At 73.1% G+C, this 17,123-nt stretch carries 9 protein-coding genes; 3 read left to right on the plus strand and 6 right to left on the minus strand.

The window, feature by feature from the left end; genetic code table 11:
• Positions 1 to 10 precede the first annotated feature (10 nt).
• The 3 genes from ACZ63F_RS18975 to ACZ63F_RS18985 form a co-directional block, all read right to left on the minus strand.
• Positions 11 to 3,586 (minus strand): UvrD-helicase domain-containing protein, encoded by a 3,576-nt coding sequence (locus ACZ63F_RS18975; RefSeq protein ID WP_469712318.1) that lies wholly within the window; start codon positions 3,584 to 3,586, stop codon positions 11 to 13.
• 192 nt (positions 3,587 to 3,778) lie between these two features.
• Entirely contained in the window at positions 3,779 to 7,072 is a 3,294-nt protein-coding gene (locus tag ACZ63F_RS18980; protein WP_469712320.1) for an ATP-dependent helicase, read from the minus strand.
• 266 nt (positions 7,073 to 7,338) lie between these two features.
• Positions 7,339 to 7,725, minus strand: a complete 387-nt coding sequence (locus ACZ63F_RS18985) for an MGMT family protein (RefSeq protein WP_469712322.1) — start codon at positions 7,723 to 7,725, stop codon at positions 7,339 to 7,341.
• 161 nt (positions 7,726 to 7,886) lie between these two features.
• Between ACZ63F_RS18985 and ACZ63F_RS18990 the strand changes: the two genes are divergently transcribed.
• The 3 genes from ACZ63F_RS18990 (at position 7,887) to ACZ63F_RS19000 (ending at position 14,005) form a co-directional block, all read left to right on the plus strand.
• The gene (locus tag ACZ63F_RS18990; protein ID WP_469712323.1) at positions 7,887 to 10,661 is read left to right on the plus strand and encodes a lysylphosphatidylglycerol synthase domain-containing protein; all 2,775 of its coding nucleotides are present in this window, start codon (positions 7,887 to 7,889) and stop codon (positions 10,659 to 10,661) included.
• 132 nt (positions 10,662 to 10,793) lie between these two features.
• Positions 10,794 to 12,335 (plus strand): alpha/beta hydrolase, encoded by a 1,542-nt coding sequence (locus ACZ63F_RS18995; protein ID WP_469712324.1) that lies wholly within the window; start codon positions 10,794 to 10,796, stop codon positions 12,333 to 12,335.
• A gap of 122 nt (positions 12,336 to 12,457) precedes the next feature.
• Complete coding sequence (locus ACZ63F_RS19000; protein ID WP_469712326.1) at positions 12,458 to 14,005, plus strand: alpha/beta hydrolase; 1,548 nt, start codon at positions 12,458 to 12,460, stop codon at positions 14,003 to 14,005.
• A 62-nt stretch (positions 14,006 to 14,067) separates the two neighbouring features.
• On the opposite strand, the gene moeZ is transcribed toward ACZ63F_RS19000, so the two are convergent.
• From moeZ to ACZ63F_RS19015, 3 genes are all read right to left on the minus strand, one after another.
• Entirely contained in the window at positions 14,068 to 15,246 is a 1,179-nt protein-coding gene (gene moeZ / locus ACZ63F_RS19005) for an adenylyltransferase/sulfurtransferase MoeZ (protein WP_351489685.1), read from the minus strand.
• Between the two features lie 63 nt (positions 15,247 to 15,309).
• The gene (locus ACZ63F_RS19010) at positions 15,310 to 16,059 is read right to left on the minus strand and encodes a spherulation-specific family 4 protein (protein WP_469712329.1); all 750 of its coding nucleotides are present in this window, start codon (positions 16,057 to 16,059) and stop codon (positions 15,310 to 15,312) included.
• Entirely contained in the window at positions 16,047 to 17,006 is a 960-nt protein-coding gene (locus ACZ63F_RS19015) for an NAD-dependent epimerase/dehydratase family protein (RefSeq protein ID WP_093499217.1), read from the minus strand. Before ACZ63F_RS19015 ends, ACZ63F_RS19010 begins: the two co-directional genes overlap by 13 nt.
• Between the last annotated feature and the right edge of the window lie 117 nt (positions 17,007 to 17,123).

Here is a 17,123-nt window from a genome sequence, read left to right on the forward strand (position 1 = left end):
GGTCACGAGCCTATCGGCCCGGACAGACATCCTCGGCGGGCGGTTCGTCACACTCAGCTTGTGCGGCAGCTCGCCCGGCCCCTTCTCCGGCAGCTTGTCCGACGATCAGTCTTTCCAGGGCGGCCCGGTCCGGCAGGCCGTCCGGTCGTTCGACCTCGCCGGTGCGCACGTGTACGAACGCGGCCGTGACCGACTCGGGCGGCACGCCCTGCTGCTCGGCCCAGCCGATCCGGTAGATCGCCAGCTGGAGCGGGTCGGCGGGGCGGACACGGCTGGTCTTCCAGTCGACGATCTCGTACGTCGTCCGGTACGTCGCCCCGTCGCCGTGGTCCGTCCGGTAGACGGCGTCGATACGGCCCCGGACGACCCGGCCGGCGAGGGCGAGCTGGAAGGGGGCCTCGACGCGGTACGGCGTGCGGTGCGCGTACTCGGTGCGTTCGAAGGCCTCCTTGAGGGCTTCGAGGTCGCGTTCGTCGGCGATCTCGGCGTCGCTGCCGGGCAGCTCGTCGGGCTCCAGCATGGGCAGCGTGAGCTCCTCGAAGCGTGCCTCGACCCAGGCGTGGAACCGGGTGCCCCGGCGTGCGGCCGGCTGCGGGGGGCGTGGCATGGGGCGCGCGAGCTCCTGTGCGAGCCCGTCCGGGTCCTCGGCCAGCCGCATCAGCTGGGTCGCGGAGAGCGTGGCGGGGAGGGGGACGTCGGTGACGGTCCGGCGGGCGCGCAGCAGCTCTCCGGTGAGCGCGTCCAGGTCGCGGTCCCAGGAGGCGATGGTGCGGGCCTCCTCGGGGGTGAGGAGGGAGTCTTCGGAGGTGAGGAGAATGCGCTCGGGTTCCCGTTCCCGGGCGCTGTCGTGCTCCGGCGTGCGCGGGGGTGTGCGCCCGGCGGGCCCGGCCGCGGGTGTGGCCTGGTGCGGGACCATGGGGCGGTCGGTGCTCCAGGAGTCCCAGTCGGCGGCATCCGGGGCCGGGAGGTCGTCCTCGTAGGGGTCCGGTTCCTCGTCCTCGGGCGGCGGGGGCCAGTCCGGGTCCTCGGCGGCGGGAGCGTCGTGGCCGGCGGGAGCGCCTGCGCCGGTTCCGGCCGTGAGGGCCTCCAGGTGGGCGAGGACGGTCTCGGCGGCCGCGCGGCGGCGGGCCAGGGCGGCCGTGTCCAGCGGGAGCGGCCAGACCTGGTCGGTGTCCGCCGTGTGCAGGGCCGGGTTCTCCTCGTCCTCCTCCGGTTCGTCGGCCCAGGCCTCGATCTCGCCGTGCCCGGCGGCGCAGTGGTCGTACAGGGACCGGAGGAAGTCGGAGGGGCCGCGGGGTTTCTTCTGGCTGGGTCCCCACCAGTGGCCGGAGCCGAGGAGCAGGGAGCGGGGGCGGGTGAAGGTGACGTAGCCGAGGCGGAGTTCCTCGGTGTGCTGGTGGTCCTTCATGGCCTCGTGGAAGGCCTTCATACCCCGCGAGTCCCAGGTCTCGACGTCGGGCAGGGTGGCGCTGTCGCCGCGCAGGGCGTGCGGGAGCACCTTGGCCTGCGCGGTCCACTTCTCGCGGCCCTGGCTGCTCGGGAAGGTGCCCTTGACCAGTCCGGGGACGGCGACGACGTCCCACTCCAGGCCCTTGGACTTGTGCGCGGTGAGCACCTTGACGGTGTTCTCACCGCCGGGCAGGGCGTTGTCGAGGCCCTTCTCGTACTGGGCGGCGGTGCGCAGGAAGCCGAGGAAGGCGAGCAGGGTCGCCTCCTGGTCGCCGGCGGCGAAGGAGGCGGCGACGTCGAGGAAGTTGGAGAGGGTCTCGCGGCGGCGGGCGGCCAGCGCGTGCGGGGACGCGGAGAGCTCCACCTCCAGGCCGGTGACGGCGAGGACGCGGTGCAGGACGTCCATCAGCGGGTCGGACAGGGAGCGGCGCAGCTCGCGCAGTTCGGTGGCGAGGCGGGCGAAGCGCACGCGCGCGTCCGGTGAGAACGGCAGCCCGTCGTCCCCCTGGCCGGGCCGGTCGCCGTCGAACGGCAGCTCCAGGAACGTGTCCAGGGCGTCCGCGAGGGATATCACCTCGGCCGGGTCGACCCCCTCGACGGCCTCGGCGAGCCTGCGGTCCGGGTCGTCGGCGTCGCCCACGCGCGCGTGGGACACCAGCAGCCGGGCGCGGCGGCCGAGGAGGGCGAGGTCGCGGGGGCCGATGCGCCAGCGCGGGCCGGTCAGCAGCCGGACCAGGGAGGCGTTGGCGCCGGGGTCCTGGAGCACCTCGCAGACGGCGACCAGGTCGGCGACCTCGGGCAGGTGCAGGAGCCCGGAGAGGCCGACGACCTCGACGGGGACGTCGCGGGCGACGAGGGCGCCCTGGATCTCCGCGAAGTCCGTCGCCGTACGGCACAGGACCGCGATCTCGCCGGGTGCCGTGCCGGTGCGGACGAGGTGGGCCACCGAGTCGGCGATCCAGTCCATCTCCTCGGCGTGGGTGCGCAGCAGTGCGCAGCGGACCCTGCCGTCCCGCTCGGCGCCCGGGGCGGGGCGCAACGCCTGCACGCCCGCGTGCAGGGCGCGCAGCGGCTCGGCGAGGCCGTTGGCGAGGTCGAGGAGGCGGCCGCCGCTGCGGCGGTTCTCGCTGAGCGCCTGACGGGTGGCGGGGCGGCCGTCGGCGTGCGCGAAGTGCTCGGGGAAGTCGTCCAGGTTGGCCACGGAGGCGCCGCGCCAGCCGTAGATGGCCTGGCAGGGGTCGCCGACCGCGGTCACGGGGTGGCCGGTGCCGGCGCCGAACAGGCCCGACAGGAGCACGCGTTGAGCGACCGAGGTGTCCTGGTACTCGTCGAGGAGCACGACCCGGAACTCGTCGCGCAGCAGCCTGCCCACCTCGGCGACGCCGGCCAGCGCCGCGGACAGCGCGATCTGGTCGCCGAAGTCGAGCAGGTCCCGCTCCCGCTTGGCGGCCCGGTAGCGGACGACCAGTTCGGCCAGCTCGCGGCGCGCGGCGGCCGCCTCGGGGACCTTGCGCAGGTCGGCGTTGCCGAGCTTCACGCCTGCCAGGGTGTTCAGCAGACCGGCGTCCCAGGCCCGCAGGTCCTCGGGGCGTACCAGGTGTTCGGCGAGCTCGGAGTCGAGGGTGAGCAGGTCGCTGACCAGGTCGGCGAAGGAGCGGGTGAGGGCCGGGTAGGGACCGGGGGCCTCGCGCAGCACGCGCGCGGCGAGCTGGTAGCGGGTGGCGTCAGCGAGCAGCCGCGAGGTCGGCTCCAGGCCGATGCGCAGGCCGTGGTCGGTCAGCAGCCGGCCCGCGAAGGCGTGGTAGGTGGAGATGACGGGCTCGCCGGGCGGGTTGTCCGGGTCGATGACGTCGGGGTCGGTGACGCCGGCCCTGACGAGCGCCTTGCGGACGCGTTCGGCGAGCTCACCGGCCGCCTTGTTGGTGAAGGTCAGGCCGAGGACCTGCTCGGGGGCCACCTGCCCGGTGCCGACCAGCCAGACCACGCGGGCCGCCATCACCGTCGTCTTGCCCGACCCGGCCCCGGCCACGATCACCTGAGGGGCGGGCGGCGCGGTGATGCAGGCCGTCTGCTCCGGGGTGAACGGGATGCCGAGGAGCTCCTTGAGCTGCTCGGGGTCGGTGATACGGGCGGGCATGAGGAAAGAGGCTAGCGGCGGGCACTGACAATCGATAAAACAGCGCAGTCGACGGTACGACGCCCACTCCACGGCACGGGGCGCTCACTCCACGCCGGAGCGCACTCCGCGGCACGGCGTTCACTCCACGCCGCAGCGCACTCCGCAGCACGGCGTTCACTCCACGCCGCAGCGCACTCCGCGGCACACCGCTCACTCCACCACGTGCCGCCCCTCCGGCCGCGCGCTGCACGAGGCGCGGAAGGCGCAGTGGGTGCAGTGCTGGCCGGTGGTCGGAGCGAACCGTTCGTCGAGGACCTTGCCGGCGGCGGAGGCCAGCAGTTCGCCGACCCACTCCCCCTCCAGCGGCTCCTGCGCCTGCACCTTGGGCAGGGTCTCGCCGCCGTCGCGCTGGGCGGCACCCTGCCGGAGGTGGACCAGTTCGGCGCCGCCGGGCTCCGGCCGTACCCCGTCGAAGGCCTCGTCGACGGCGCCCTCGCGGACCGCCAGCTGGTAGACGGCGAGCTGTGGGTGCCGGGCCACCTCTGCCGCGCTGGGCGCCTGTTTGCCGGTCTTGAAGTCGACGACGTACGCGCGTCCCTCGCCGTCCGCCTCCACCCGGTCCATCTGGCCGCGGATGCGCACCTCGTAGTCGCCCGCTTCGAGGGTGACGTCGAAGTCCTGCTCGCTGGCGACCGGGGTGCGTGCGGTGCGGTCCAGGACGTGCCACTTCAGAAAGCGTTCGAGCGCCACGCGCGCGTTGTCCTTCTCCTGCGCCGACTTCCAGGGCGCGTCGAAGGCGAGCGCGTTCCACACCGAGTCCAGCCGTTCCATGAGGACGGCAAGGTCGGCGGGGGTGCGTCCGGAGGCGACCTCGTCGGCGAGGACGTGCACGACGTTCCCGAAGCCCTGCGCAGTGGTGGCGGGCGCGTCGGCCTTCACCTCGCGGCCCAGGAACCACTGCAGGCTGCAGGTGTTGGCGAGCTGGTCGAGGGCGCTGCCGGAGAGCACCACGGGCTGGTCGCGGTCGCGCAGCGGCACCTTGCTCTCGGTCGGCTCGAACATGCCCCACCAGCGGTAGGGGTGGGCGGACGGCACCAAGGGGCGGCCGTCCTCGTCGGCGAGCGCTGCCAGCCGGGCCAGGCGGCGGGCCGCGGCCTCCCGCAGGGCGTCGGACACGCGCGGGTCGACGGTGGTGGCGCGCAACTCGGCGACCAGGGCGGCCACGGCGAGCGGGCGGCGGGGGCGCCCGGTGACGTCCTGGGGTTGGGCGCCCAGTTCGGTGAGGAACCGGGAGGGCTGGTCGCCGTCGTCCGCGGGGGCCTTCACGGCGGTGACGACGAGGCGTTCACGCGCGCGCGTGGCGGCGACGTAGAACAGGCGGCGCTCCTCGGCGAGCAGCGCGCCCGGGGTGAGCGGTTCGGCGAGCCCGTCGCGGCCGATGCGGTCCGCCTCCAGGAGTGAGCCGCGGCGGCGCAGGTCGGGCCAGAGTCCCTCCTGGACGCCGGCCACCACGACCAGGCGCCACTCCAGGCCCTTGGCGCGGTGCGCGGTCATCAGGCGTACGGCGTCGGGACGTACCGCGCGGCCGGCGAGGGTGTCGGCGGCGATGTCCTCGGCCTCGATCTCCGCGAGGAAGTTCAGCGCGCCACGGCCGCCGCTGCGCTCCTCCGCGCGGGCGGCCGTGGCGAACAGGGCGCACACGGCGTCCAGGTCACGGTCGGCGTTACGGCCGGCCGCGCCGCCGCGCCGGGCGGAGCGCTCCAGCCGGGAGGGCCAGGGTGTGCCGTTCCACAGCACCCACAGCGCCTCCTCGGCCGTACCGCCGCCCGCAAGGCGCTCCCGGGCCTTGCCGAGCAGCGCGCCTAGGCGCTGCGCCCCGCGGGCGTACCCGGGGTCGTGCACGGCGAGGCGTTCGGGCTCGGCGAGCGCCCGCGCGAGCAGTTCGTCCGAGGGGGGCGGGAAGGCGTTGCCCGCGGCGCGCTCCTCGTCGCGCAGGGCTCGGCCGAGGCGCCGCAGGTCGGCCGCGTCCATGCCGGCGAGGGGGGAGGTGAGCAGGGTGAGCGCGGTCTCGGTGCCGAGCCGGAACCCGCCGTCTTCCGCATCGGGCGCCGCTTCGGCCTCGGCCACCGCCCGCAGTGCCGTCAGCAGGGGCGCCAGCGCCGGTTCGTGGCGCAGCGGCACGTCGTCGCCGTCGATGTCCAGGGGCACGCCTGCCGCGGTGAGGGCGCGGCGGACCGTGGGGATGGTGTGGGCCCCGGCGCGCACCAGGACGGCCATGTCGCTCCAGCGGACGCCGTCCTCCAGATGCGCGCGGCGCAGGATGTCGGCGATGTTGTCCAGCTCGGTGCCGGACGTCGGGTACGTGTAGACCTCGACGCGGCCGCCGTCCCGCGCGGCGGTCAGCTCGCGGTGCGCGCGCACCTTGTCGGCGGGCAGCCGGGTCAGCGGCATCCGCTGGGTCAGCAGCCGGGTCGCGGCCAGCAGGCCGGCCCCGGACCGACGGGACGTGCGCAGCACCTGCACCGGGGCGGGACGGCCGTCCACGCGCGCGAAGGCGGACGGGAAGTCCAGGATGCCGTTCACGTCGGCGCCGCGGAACGTGTAGATCGACTGGTCCGGGTCGCCGAACGCGACCAGGGTGCGGCCGCCGCCGGCCAGGGCGTGCAGCAGGCGTACCTGGGCCGGGTCGGTGTCCTGGTACTCGTCGACGTACACGGCGTCGTAGCGGCCCGCGAGGTCCAGGGCGACGTCGGGGCGGTGGGCGAGCAGCACCGCGCGGTGGACGAGTTCGGCGTAGTCGAGGACGCCCTGGAGGTCGAGGACGTCGAGGTACTCGGCGAGGAAGGCAGCCGCGGCCCGCCAGTCGGGGCGGCCGATACGGCGGGCGAAGGCGTCCAGGGCGGCCGGGTCAAGGCCCAGCTCGCGGCTGCGGGCGAGGACCGCGCGGACCTCGTCGGCGAAGCCCCGGGTGGTGAGGCAGGCGCGCAGTTCGTCGGGCCAGCGCACGTGGTCGAGCCCGAGCCGCTCCAGGTCGGGCTGGCCGGCCAGCAGCTCGCGGACGGCGACGTCCTGCTCGGGGCCGGACAGCAGCCGCAGCGGTTCCGCGAACAGGCCGCTGTCCTGGTGGGCGCGGACCAGGGCGTAGCAGTACGAGTGGAAGGTGGTCGCCCGGGGCGCACGGGCCGCGCCCACCCGCAGGGCCATGCGGTCGCGCAGTTCGACGGCGGCCTTCCGGCTGAAGGTCAGCACCAGGATCCGCTCGGGATCCGCGCCCCGCGCGATCCGGGCGGCCACGGACTCCACCAGGGTGGTGGTCTTGCCGGTGCCGGGACCGGCGAGGACGAGCAGCGGGCCGGACGCGTGGTCAACCACGGCGCGCTGCGCGGCGTCCAGACGAGGGGGATCCACGTCGGCCGGCGGGGTACGGACCAGTCGGTAAGCGCCACGGTTCCCCTGCCGCACCTCGAGGTGCGGCAGGTGCCTGGTGGAGGAAGAGGAGCTCACGTGGTTCGCCGGTCCTGGTGGGTGTGCTGGTCGGTGCGCGGTCGCGCGGGCGCGGAGGTGGCCGCGGGGTGAGCGGGACACGCGCAGCCGACGCTACGCCGACGAACCGGACGGAAGCAGCGCTTCCGGTTCTTCCCGTCAGCCTCCGCAGCCACTCGCGGCACGCGCGCCGCACATCTCACGAACGTACGTCATGCCACGGACGTCCCCGGTGTCCCTCGTACGGGCCACGGGTTGCCACCAAGGGCCTCCGATGGCGGAAGCTGTCAGGTGTGAGCCCCCGCGTCCGCGCCGCCGTCCCACCGCGCCCGCTTCATGTCGAGCCGCGGCAGATGACCCTCCGCGGCCCTGGTCGCCTCCTTCAGCGGGGTCCCCTCGGCACGGTAGTGGTCCAGCGCTCCCAGCTCGTGGCCCGGAAGCAGGACCCCGTCGGCGCGCACCACCCGCCACCAGGGGACGGCACCGCCGTAGAGGGACATCACCCGCCCGACCTGACGCGGCCCTCCCTCCTCCAGCCACTCCGCGACGTCGCCGTACGTCATCACGCGCCCGGGCGGGATCCGCTCGGCGACCTCCAGGACCCGCTCGGCGTACTCGGGCAGCTCGTCCGCGTACCCCTCTCGGGTGTCCTCGGGAAGGCTCTGCTCGCTCATTCGCCCCATCCTGCCGCACCCCACCGACAACCGGCCCGGTCCGCGGCGGGCCGCCGCCTCGCCCTCTCGCGGCGCTTGGGGCAGACTGTGCGCCCCCGCATCTGCACCCTGATGCCCCCCGGTGTCGGTGGAGCATGCCACCATCGTGCGGGCGGTGACTGGTGATACGAGACCAAGAAGAGACGACCGAGCAGCAGGGCGTGCACCCCGAGGGCGGGGCGGGCACCTCTGACGCCGGCGCACGCCCGGACGCGCCCGGATCCGGCACATCGCACCCGGACACCGCGCGGCCGGACGCCGTGGACCCCGACGCCGTGGCAACGGAGGCCGCAGCGGAAGCCGAGGCGGAACACGGGTGCGACGAGGCGCACGCCGACGAGGTGGAGGGCGACGAACCGCTGCTCCCCGCGCGCGTGCACCGCCCCTCCGACCTCATGCGGCTCCTGGTCGGCGTGCTCGCCATCGCCGTCCTGCTCGGCATCTCGGCGGTCGCGCACGGCACCACCTCCGGTCTCGAACAGGACATCAACAAGGGCACCGGGCAGGCTCCCGACCTGCTGATCAGGTTCGCGGGACTGGCCTCCAGCATCGCGATCCTGCTGGTGCCGGTCGCGTTCGCGATCGAGCGGCTGATCAAGCGGGACGGGCTGCGCATCGCCGACGGCGTGCTCGCGGCCGTCCTCGCGCACGGCGTGACCCTCGCCACCGACCTGTGGGTCGCGCGGGCCGCCCCGGACTCGATCCAGGAGGCGCTGACCCAGCCCTCCCCCGGCGACATCCACGCCCTCACCGACCCGGTGCACGGCTATCTCGCACCCGTCATCGCCTACATGACGGCGGTCGGCATGTCCCGGCGGCCGAGATGGCGCGCGGTGCTGTGGATCGTGCTGCTCCTCGACGCGTTCTCCATGCTGGTCACCGGCTACACCACCCCGTTCTCGATCATCCTCACGGTGCTGATCGGCTGGACCGTCGCCTACGGCACGCTGTACGCCGTCGGCTCCCCCAACGTCCGTCCCACCGGACGGACCCTGCTGGCGGGCCTCAGGCACGTCGGCTTCCACCCGGTCGGCGCGGCCCGCGAGGAGGCTCTGGACACCGAGAACGGCGACCGGGGCCGGCGCTACTTCGTCACCCTGGAGGACGGCCCGCCGCTGGACGTCACTGTCGTCGACCGGGAACAGCAGGCCCAGGGCTTCTTCTACCGCGCGTGGCGCAACCTGACGCTGCGCGGCTTCGCCACCCGCTCCAGCCTGCAGTCCCTGCGCCAGGCCCTGGAGCAGGAGGCACTGCTGGCGTACGCGGCGATCGCGGCCGGCGCGAACGCGCCCAAGCTGATCGCCACCTCCGAGCTGGGCCCCGACGCCGTGATGCTCGTCTACGAGCACACCGGCGGCCGCACCCTCGACTCGCTGGCCGACGAGGAGATCACCGACGAACTGCTGCGCCACACCTGGCACCAGGTACAGGCGTTGCAGTCGCGCCGGATCGCGCACCGCAGGCTCGCGGGCGACGCCATCCTGGTGGATCGTTCCGGCACCGTGATCCTCACCGACCTGCGTGGCGGCGAGATCGCGGCCGGTGAACTGCTGCTGCGCATGGACGTCGCCCAGCTGGTCACCACGCTCGGGCTCAGGGTGGGCGCCGAACGCGCGGTGGCCTCGGCGGTCGGCGTGCTCGGTCCCGACGCCGTCGCCGACTGCCTGCCGATGCTCCAGCCGATCGCGCTCACGCGCTCCACGCGCGCGACGCTGCGCAGACTGGCCAGGGAGCGCGCCCAGCGCGAGCGGGACGCGGTCCTGGAGGCGTCCAGGCAGGCCAAGCAGGCCCGCGCCGAGGAGGCCGGGACGCCCGACAAGAAGACGGTGCGCGCGGAGCAGAGGGCCGAGAAGCGGGCCCTGGACGACGCGCTGGACGAGGCCCGCGAGGAGGATCTGCTCACCCAGATCCGGCACCAGGTGCTGAAGATCAGGCCGCAGGCGCCCGTGGAGCCGGCCCGCCTGGAGCGGGTGCGGCCGCGCACGCTGATCAGCGTCATCGCCGGCGCGATCGGCGGGTACTACCTGCTGACCCAGCTCACCCACATCGAGTTCGGCCCCCTGGTCGCGAACGCCCAGTGGGGCTGGGTGATCGCCGCGGTGCTGTTCTCGGCGGTCAGCTACGTCGCCGCCGCGATGTCGCTGCTCGGCTTCGTGCCGGAGCGCGTGCCGTTCGTACGGACCGTGGCGGCACAGCTCGCCGGGTCGTTCGTGAAGATCGTCGCGCCGGCCGCGGTCGGCGGTGTCGCCCTCAACACGCGCTTCCTGCAGCGCGCGGGCGTGCGCCCCGGGGGCGCGGTGGCGAGCGTGGGCGCCTCGCAGCTCTTCGGGCTGGGCTGCCACATCCTGATGCTGCTGTCCTTCGGTTATCTGACCGGCACCGAGAAGACCCCGTCGCTGTCCCCGTCCCGCACGGTCATCGCGGGCCTGCTGACCGTCGCGGTGCTGGTCCTGGTGGTGACCTCGGTGCCGTTCCTGCGGAAGTTCGTCAGCACGCGCGTGCGGTCGCTCTTCGCGGGTGTCGTGCCGCGCATGCTGGACGTGCTCCAGCGTCCGCAGAAGCTCGTCACCGGCATCGGCGGCATGCTGCTGCTGACCGCCTGCTTCGTGATGTGCCTGGACGCCTCCATCCGCGCGTTCGGCGACGAGTCGACCTCGCTGAGCATCGCCAGCGTCGCGGTGGTCTTCCTCGCCGGCAACGCGCTCGGCTCCGCGGCGCCGACCCCGGGCGGTGTCGGCGCGGTCGAGGCGACCCTGACCGTCGGCCTGATCGCCGTCGGCCTGCCCAAGGAGGTAGCCGCGCCCGCCGTCCTGCTGTACCGGCTGCTGACCCTGTGGCTGCCGGTACTGCCGGGCTGGCTGGCCTTCAACCACCTCTCCCGCAAGGGCGCGCTCTAGGGTCGTATCCCGGATCCCGCGCGGCGCGCTCCAGGGGCCGCAGTCCGGATCCCGCGCAGCGCGCTCCAGGGGCCGTACCCCGGACGGCTCGTGCCCCGCGCGCGTGGCCGTGCGCGACCTCAGGATGGGAGCATGCCGAACCCCTTCCGGATCCGTGTCGCCGCCCTGACCGCCGCCCTGGTGCTGGCCTCCTCGCTGGCCGGGTGCGGCGACGGTGCCAAGGACGGGGATCTGGCGGCGCAGAAACTGGACTGGAAGAGCTGCCCGGCGCCCGACGAGGCCGAGGGCGGCGGCGATGCGCCGTCACCGCTGCCCAGCGGCGGCACCTGGGAGTGCGCCACCATGAAGGCGCCCCTGGACTGGTCGAAACCGAAGGGCGCCACCATCGGTCTCGCCCTGATCCGGGCCAGGGCCAGCGGCGACGCGAGCAAGCGGATCGGCTCCCTGATCTTCAACTTCGGCGGGCCCGGCGGCAGCGGCGTCACCACGCTCCCCGCGTTCGGCGCGGACTACGCCGCCCTGCGCACCCGCTACGACCTCGTCAGCTTCGACCCGCGCGGAGTGGGCCGCAGCGACCCCGTCGAGTGCGAGAACGACGCCCAGCTCGACAACTACTTCCAGCAGGACGCGACACCCGACACCAGCGCCGAGCGCACCCAGCTGATCGAGCGCACCAAGCAGTTCAACGCCGCCTGCGAGAAGAACTCCAAGGCGATCCTGCCGCACGTCCGCACCACCGACGCGGCCCGCGACATGGACCTGATGCGCCAGGTCCTCGGCGACACGAAGATGCACTACTTCGGCATCTCCTACGGCACCGAACTCGGCGGCGTCTACGCCCACCTGTTCCCGAAGAACGTGGGCCGGGCCGTGTTCGACGGCGTCGTCGACCCCACTCAGGACCCGGAGCAGAGCTCGCTCGGGCAGGCGAAGGGCTTCCAGCTCGCGCTCGACAACTTCGCCGAGGACTGCACCTCGAAGACGACGGAGTGCCCGATCGGCGACACCCCGCAGGACGTGAAGGACCGCGTCGCCACGCTCCTCGCGGACCTCGACAAGAAGCCGATCCCGGGCATCCTGCCCCGCCGGCTCACCCAGTCCGCCGCCACCAACGGCATCGCACAGTCCCTGTACTCCAAGGACTTCTGGGAGTACCTCACCGAGGGGCTCGAGGAGGCGTACGACGGCGACGGGAAGATCCTGATGCTGCTGTCCGACTCGATGAACGGCCGCAGCGAGAACGGCGAGTACAGCAACATCACGGCGGCGAACATCGCCATCAACTGCGCCGACGAGAAGCCCCGGTACACCGCCGACTACGTCCAGCAGAAACTGCCCGAGTTCCGTGCCGCCTCCCCGCTGTTCGGCGACTACCTGGCCTGGGGCATGGTCAGCTGCACGAACTGGGCGGTGCCGGGGGCCGCCGACCACCCCGACGTCAGCGCGCCCGGCTCGGCGCCGATCCTGGTCGTGGGCAACACGGGGGATCCGGCGACGCCGTACGAGGGCGCGAAGAAGATGGTGGACGCGCTCGGCAAGGGCGTCGGGGTCGAGCTGACGTACAAGGGGCAGGGGCACGGGGCGTACGACAGCAAGGACAAGTGCGTGCAAGGTGCCGTGAACGGCTATTTGCTGGAGGGCACGGTGCCGAAGGCGGGAACGGTCTGTACGTAACAGACCCGCAGGTCAGAGGGTTATCCACAGGCGTCAACGACCTTCGGCTGATGCGCCTACCATGGCCTGACCGCTCTCCCGCAACGAACCCGCGGAGAGCCTGTGTGGGGGGGTGTACGCGCATGGTGCGACATGTACGGTGGGCAGCCGCTGTTGCCGCGGGGCTGCTCGTGGCCGGGTGCAGCGGTGGGTCGTCGGGTGGGGACTCGGACGCGGGGAAGGCCCCGCCCCGGCAGCCGTCGGCCGTCGCCGGCGGCTCGGCCGCCCTGCCGGCTTCCCTCACCTCCCAGAAGCTCGACTGGGGCCGCTGCAACAGCACTTCGGACTCCGCCGCGCCCGGGGACGCATGGCGGTGTGCGACGCTCAGGGTGCCGTTGGACTGGTCGAAGCCGGACGGGGAGACGATAGGGCTGGCGCTGATCCGGGAGCAGGCGAGCGGGGGTTCGGGGAAGCGGATCGGCTCGCTGCTGTTCAACTTCGGCGGCCCGGGCGGCTCCGGTGTCTCCACGATGCCGTATTTCGCCGGCACCGTCTCCGCGCTGCGCGAGCGGTACGACCTGGTGAGCTGGGACCCGCGCGGGGTGGGGGCCAGCGAGGGGATCCGCTGCCGCAGCGACAAGGACATCCAGCGCGCCGAGTCGATCGACGCCACCCCGGACACCCCGGCGGAGCAGACCGCGTACTTCCAGGACACCGCGGACTTCGGCAAGGGGTGCGAGAAGGCGGCCGGCAAGCTCATCGCGCATGTCTCGACGACCGACACGGCCCGCGACATGGACCTGATGCGCCAGGTCCTCGGCGACGCGAAGATGCACTACTTCGGCATCTCCTACGGCACCGAACTGGGCGGTGTGTACGCGCACCTGTTCCCGAAGAAGGTGGGACGGCTGATCCTGGACGCGGTGGTGGACCCGACGGCCGACTCGGTCGGCCAGGAGAAGAACCAGGCCGCCGGCTTCCAGCGGGCCCTGGACGACTACCTCAAGTCCACCGGGCAGGACCCGGAAAAGGGCTCCCGGAAGATCGCCGCTCTGCTGAAGCGGCTGGACGCCACGCCGCTGCCCACGGCCTCCGGGCGGAAGCTGACCCAGAGCCTCGCGGTCACCGGCATCGTGCTGCCGCTGTACAGCAAGGACAGCTGGCCGACGCTGACCAGCGCGCTCAGGGCGGCCGAGGAGGGCGACGGCTCGGAACTGCTGTCCCTCGCGGACCAGTACAACGAGCGGGACTCCTCGGGGCACTACGGCACGACCACGCACTCCCAGCGGGTCATATCGTGCCTGGACGACAAGGAGCGGCCGACGCTCGCCGAGACGAAGCAGCGGCTGGCGGAGTTCGAGAAGGTCTCGCCCGTCTTCGGGGACTTCCTGGGCTGGGACTCGGCCGGCTGGTGCCACGACTGGCCGGTGGCCGGGAAGTGGGACACACCGGAGGTGAGCGCGCCGGGCGCGGCACCGGTCCTGCTGGTCGGCAACACCGGCGACCCGGCCACCCCCTACGAGGGCGCCCGAAGGATGGCCGACGAGCTGGGCAAGGGCGTCGGGGTCGAGCTGACCTGGAAGGGCGAGGGCCACGGGGCCTACGGCAGCGGCAGCGACTGCGTGGACTCGACGGTGAACGCCTACCTGGTCGACGGCACGGTCCCGAAGGACGGCACGGTCTGCTCATGAGGAAGGCGGAGGCTTCGGGCACCTGCGGTGCCCGGAACCCCCGCCCGCCGGGGAGCCTGTGCTCAGTAGACCGGCTTCGACGGCTCGATCTGGTTGACCCAGCCGATCACGCCGCCGCCGACGTGGACGGCGTCCGCGAAGCCCGCGGACTTCAGGACGGCGAGGACCTCCGCACTGCGGACACCCGTCTTGCAGTGCAGGACGATCTTCTTGTCCTGGGGCAGTCCCTCCAGGGCGGTGCCGAGGAGGAACTCGTTCTTCGGGATCAGCTTGGCGCCCGGGATGGAGACGATCTCGTACTCGTTCGGCTCGCGGACGTCGATGATCTCGATGTTCTCGCCGTCGTCGATCCACTCCTTGAGCTGCTTGGGAGTGATCGTCGAGCCGGCGGCCGCCTGCTGGGCCTCCTCGGAGACGACGCCGCAGAAGGCCTCGTAGTCGATGAGCTCGGTGACGGTGGGGTTCTCGCCGCAGACCGCGCAGTTCGGGTCCTTGCGGACCTTGACCTGGCGGTACTGCATCTCCAGGGCGTCGTAGATCATCAGGCGGCCGACCAGGGGCTCACCGGTGCCGGTGAGGACCTTGATGGCCTCGGTGACCTGGATGGAGCCGATGGACGCGCAGAGCACGCCCAGGACACCGCCCTCGGCGCAGGAGGGGACCATGCCCGGCGGCGGGGGCTCCGGGTAGAGGCAGCGGTAGCAGGGCCCGTACTCGGACCAGAACACCGAGGCCTGGCCGTCGAAGCGGTAGATGGAGCCCCACACGTACGGCTTGTTCAGCAGCACGCAGGCGTCGTTCACCAGGTAGCGGGTGGCGAAGTTGTCGGTGCCGTCGACGATCAGGTCGTACTGGCTGAAGATGTCCATCACGTTCTCGGCCTCGAGCCGCTCTTCGTGAAGGATCACGTCCACGTACGGGTTGATGCCCTTGACCGTGTCACGGGCAGACTCGGCCTTGGAGCGGCCGATGTCGGCCTGGCTGTGGATGATCTGGCGCTGCAGGTTCGACTCGTCGACCTCGTCGAACTCGACGATGCCCAGGGTGCCGACGCCTGCGGCGGCCAGGTACATCAGCGCCGGCGAGCCCAGGCCGCCGGCGCCCACACAGAGCACCTTGGCGTTCTTCAGCCGCTTCTGCCCGTCCATCCCGACGTCGGGGATGATCAGGTGGCGGGAGTACCTGCGGACCTCGTCTACGGTGAGCTCAGATGCTGGCTCGACCAGGGGTGGCAGCGACACGGGGACTCCGTTGATCGGTCGATCACTACGTTTGTTCTCCCTGTAACACTGCCACGGGCTTCTTCATTCCGAGACACCTGTTCCGATCCGCGAGACGAATTCGTCCCAGTAGCCGGGCACGGCCTCCCAGGGGTCCGCCCGGCCCCACCGATCGGTCCGGTCGGTGAAGTAGATCGTGGCGGCACCCTGCCAGCGGGCGATGCGCAACGCCTCGTCGAGGTGGCCCAGGGGCACGCCGTGCACGAAGTGGCAGAAGCGGTCGGGCGGGTAGTCCGCGGTCCACTCGGCGACCTGGGACCAGCGGTAGTCGCTCCAGGGCCCGGCGAAGGTCACCAGCTGGTCGGCGTTCTCGGCGTACCCCGGGTGGGGGTGGGTGCCGTGCCCGAGGACTATGTGGGGGCCGTCACCGACCGCGCGGAGCGCCGCGACCGTGCGGCGGGTCTCGGGGAGCGCGGAGCGCTCGGTGGGGCAGCGGTCGAGCAGGAACCCGTCGACGCGGTACCAGTCGTGGAAGTGGCGTGCGTCAGTGAGCAGGTCGCCGTGCGGGCGGGCGCCGTAGGCGGTGTCCAGGTGGCCGAGGACGCGCACGCCGGCGTTGCGGAGCCGGCCGGCCGCCTCCAGGCAGTGCGGGTCGGGCAGGGTGCCGGGGCCGTTCGCCACGTCGAGGACGACCCAGTGCAGGGGCGTGCCCGGGCGGGCGAGTTCGGCCCACTGGGCAGGGGCGAGGAGGGGGTGGGCGTAGCCGGGTACGCCCACGGCGGTGCGGACGCCGGTGGTCGCGGCGCCCGCCCTGGTGCTGCTCAGATGCGGCACGCCGCCTCCATCCAGATGTCCGCGAGGGACTCCTCCAGGTTGATGCGGGGACGCCAGCCGAGCCGGTCGCGGGCGCAGCGCACGTCGGCCTGCTGCCAGCTGCCGCATCCGTCCGGGTACGGGTACGCGACCGGGCCCGCGTGCTCGCCGTCCATCCGGGGGTGGCCGATGGCGCCGCGCAAGGGCCCTGGCGGGCCGTCCAGTTCGTGCAGGGCGCCGCCGTATCCGGCGACCCGGGCGAGGACGGCGGCGGCGTCGCGGAGCCGGACGGCGCGGCCGGAGCCGATGTTGATGACGCCCTGGGCGGCGGAGAGCGAGGCCGCGTGGACCGCGCGGGCGACGTCGCGCACGTCGACGAAGTCGCGCTGGGCGCCGAGGCCGCCGAGTTTGAGCTCGCCGTCCCCGGACTGCATGGCACGGCGCATCGCCTCGGCCAGGCGGCCGAGCGGTGAGCCGGCCGGGGTGCCGGGACCGGCGGGCGAGAACACGCGCAGGACGACGGCGTCGAGGCCGGAGCCGAGGACGAGTTCGGTGGCGGCGAGCTTGCTGACGCCGTACGGGCCGCCGGGGCGGGGCACGGCGTCCTCTGCGGTGGAGGAGCCGGGCTGGCTCGGGCCGTACTCGGAGCTGCAGCCGACCTGCACCAGGCGGGCGCCGCAGCCGCTGCGGCGCAGGGCCTCGCAGACGGTGGCGACGGCGACGGTGTTGTGCCGGGTGAGTTCCCGGGCGCCCCCGCGGGTGGCACCGGCGCAGTTCACGATGACGCCCGGGTGGACCGCGTCGAGGAAGCGGGTGAGCGCGCCGGGGCTGCCGGTGGCGAGGTCGAAGCGGACGTCGGCGTCGTCACCGCGGCCGAGCGCGGTGAGCTGGACGGCCGGGTCGGCGAGCAGCCGGTCGGCGACGAAGCGGCCGAGGTATCCGTTGGCTCCGATCAGCAGAACCCTCATCGCGCGACTCCCGGGGTGTGCGCTCCGGCGACTCCGGTGGTTCCGGCGCTTCCGGACGCTCCGGGTCCGGGTCGGGAGGTGGTCATCTGGTGGTCTCCTTCAAGAGGTGGTGCGGTT

This window comes from Streptomyces sp. NPDC104761 (genome assembly GCF_055583445.1).

Excerpts from the sequence above, each read along its gene's own strand:
- ACZ63F_RS18975 (WP_469712318.1), bottom strand. The coding sequence starts at position 3,586 with ATGCCCGCCCGTATCACCGACCCCGAGCAGCTCAAGGAGCTCCTCGGC.
- ACZ63F_RS18985 (WP_469712322.1), bottom strand. The coding sequence starts at position 7,725 with ATGAGCGAGCAGAGCCTTCCCGAGGACACCCGAGAGGGGTACGCGGAC.
- ACZ63F_RS18995 (WP_469712324.1), top strand. The coding sequence starts at position 10,794 with ATGCCGAACCCCTTCCGGATCCGTGTCGCCGCCCTGACCGCCGCCCTG.
- ACZ63F_RS19000 (WP_469712326.1), top strand. The coding sequence starts at position 12,458 with ATGGTGCGACATGTACGGTGGGCAGCCGCTGTTGCCGCGGGGCTGCTC.
- ACZ63F_RS19015 (WP_093499217.1), bottom strand. The coding sequence starts at position 17,006 with ATGAGGGTTCTGCTGATCGGAGCCAACGGATACCTCGGCCGCTTCGTC.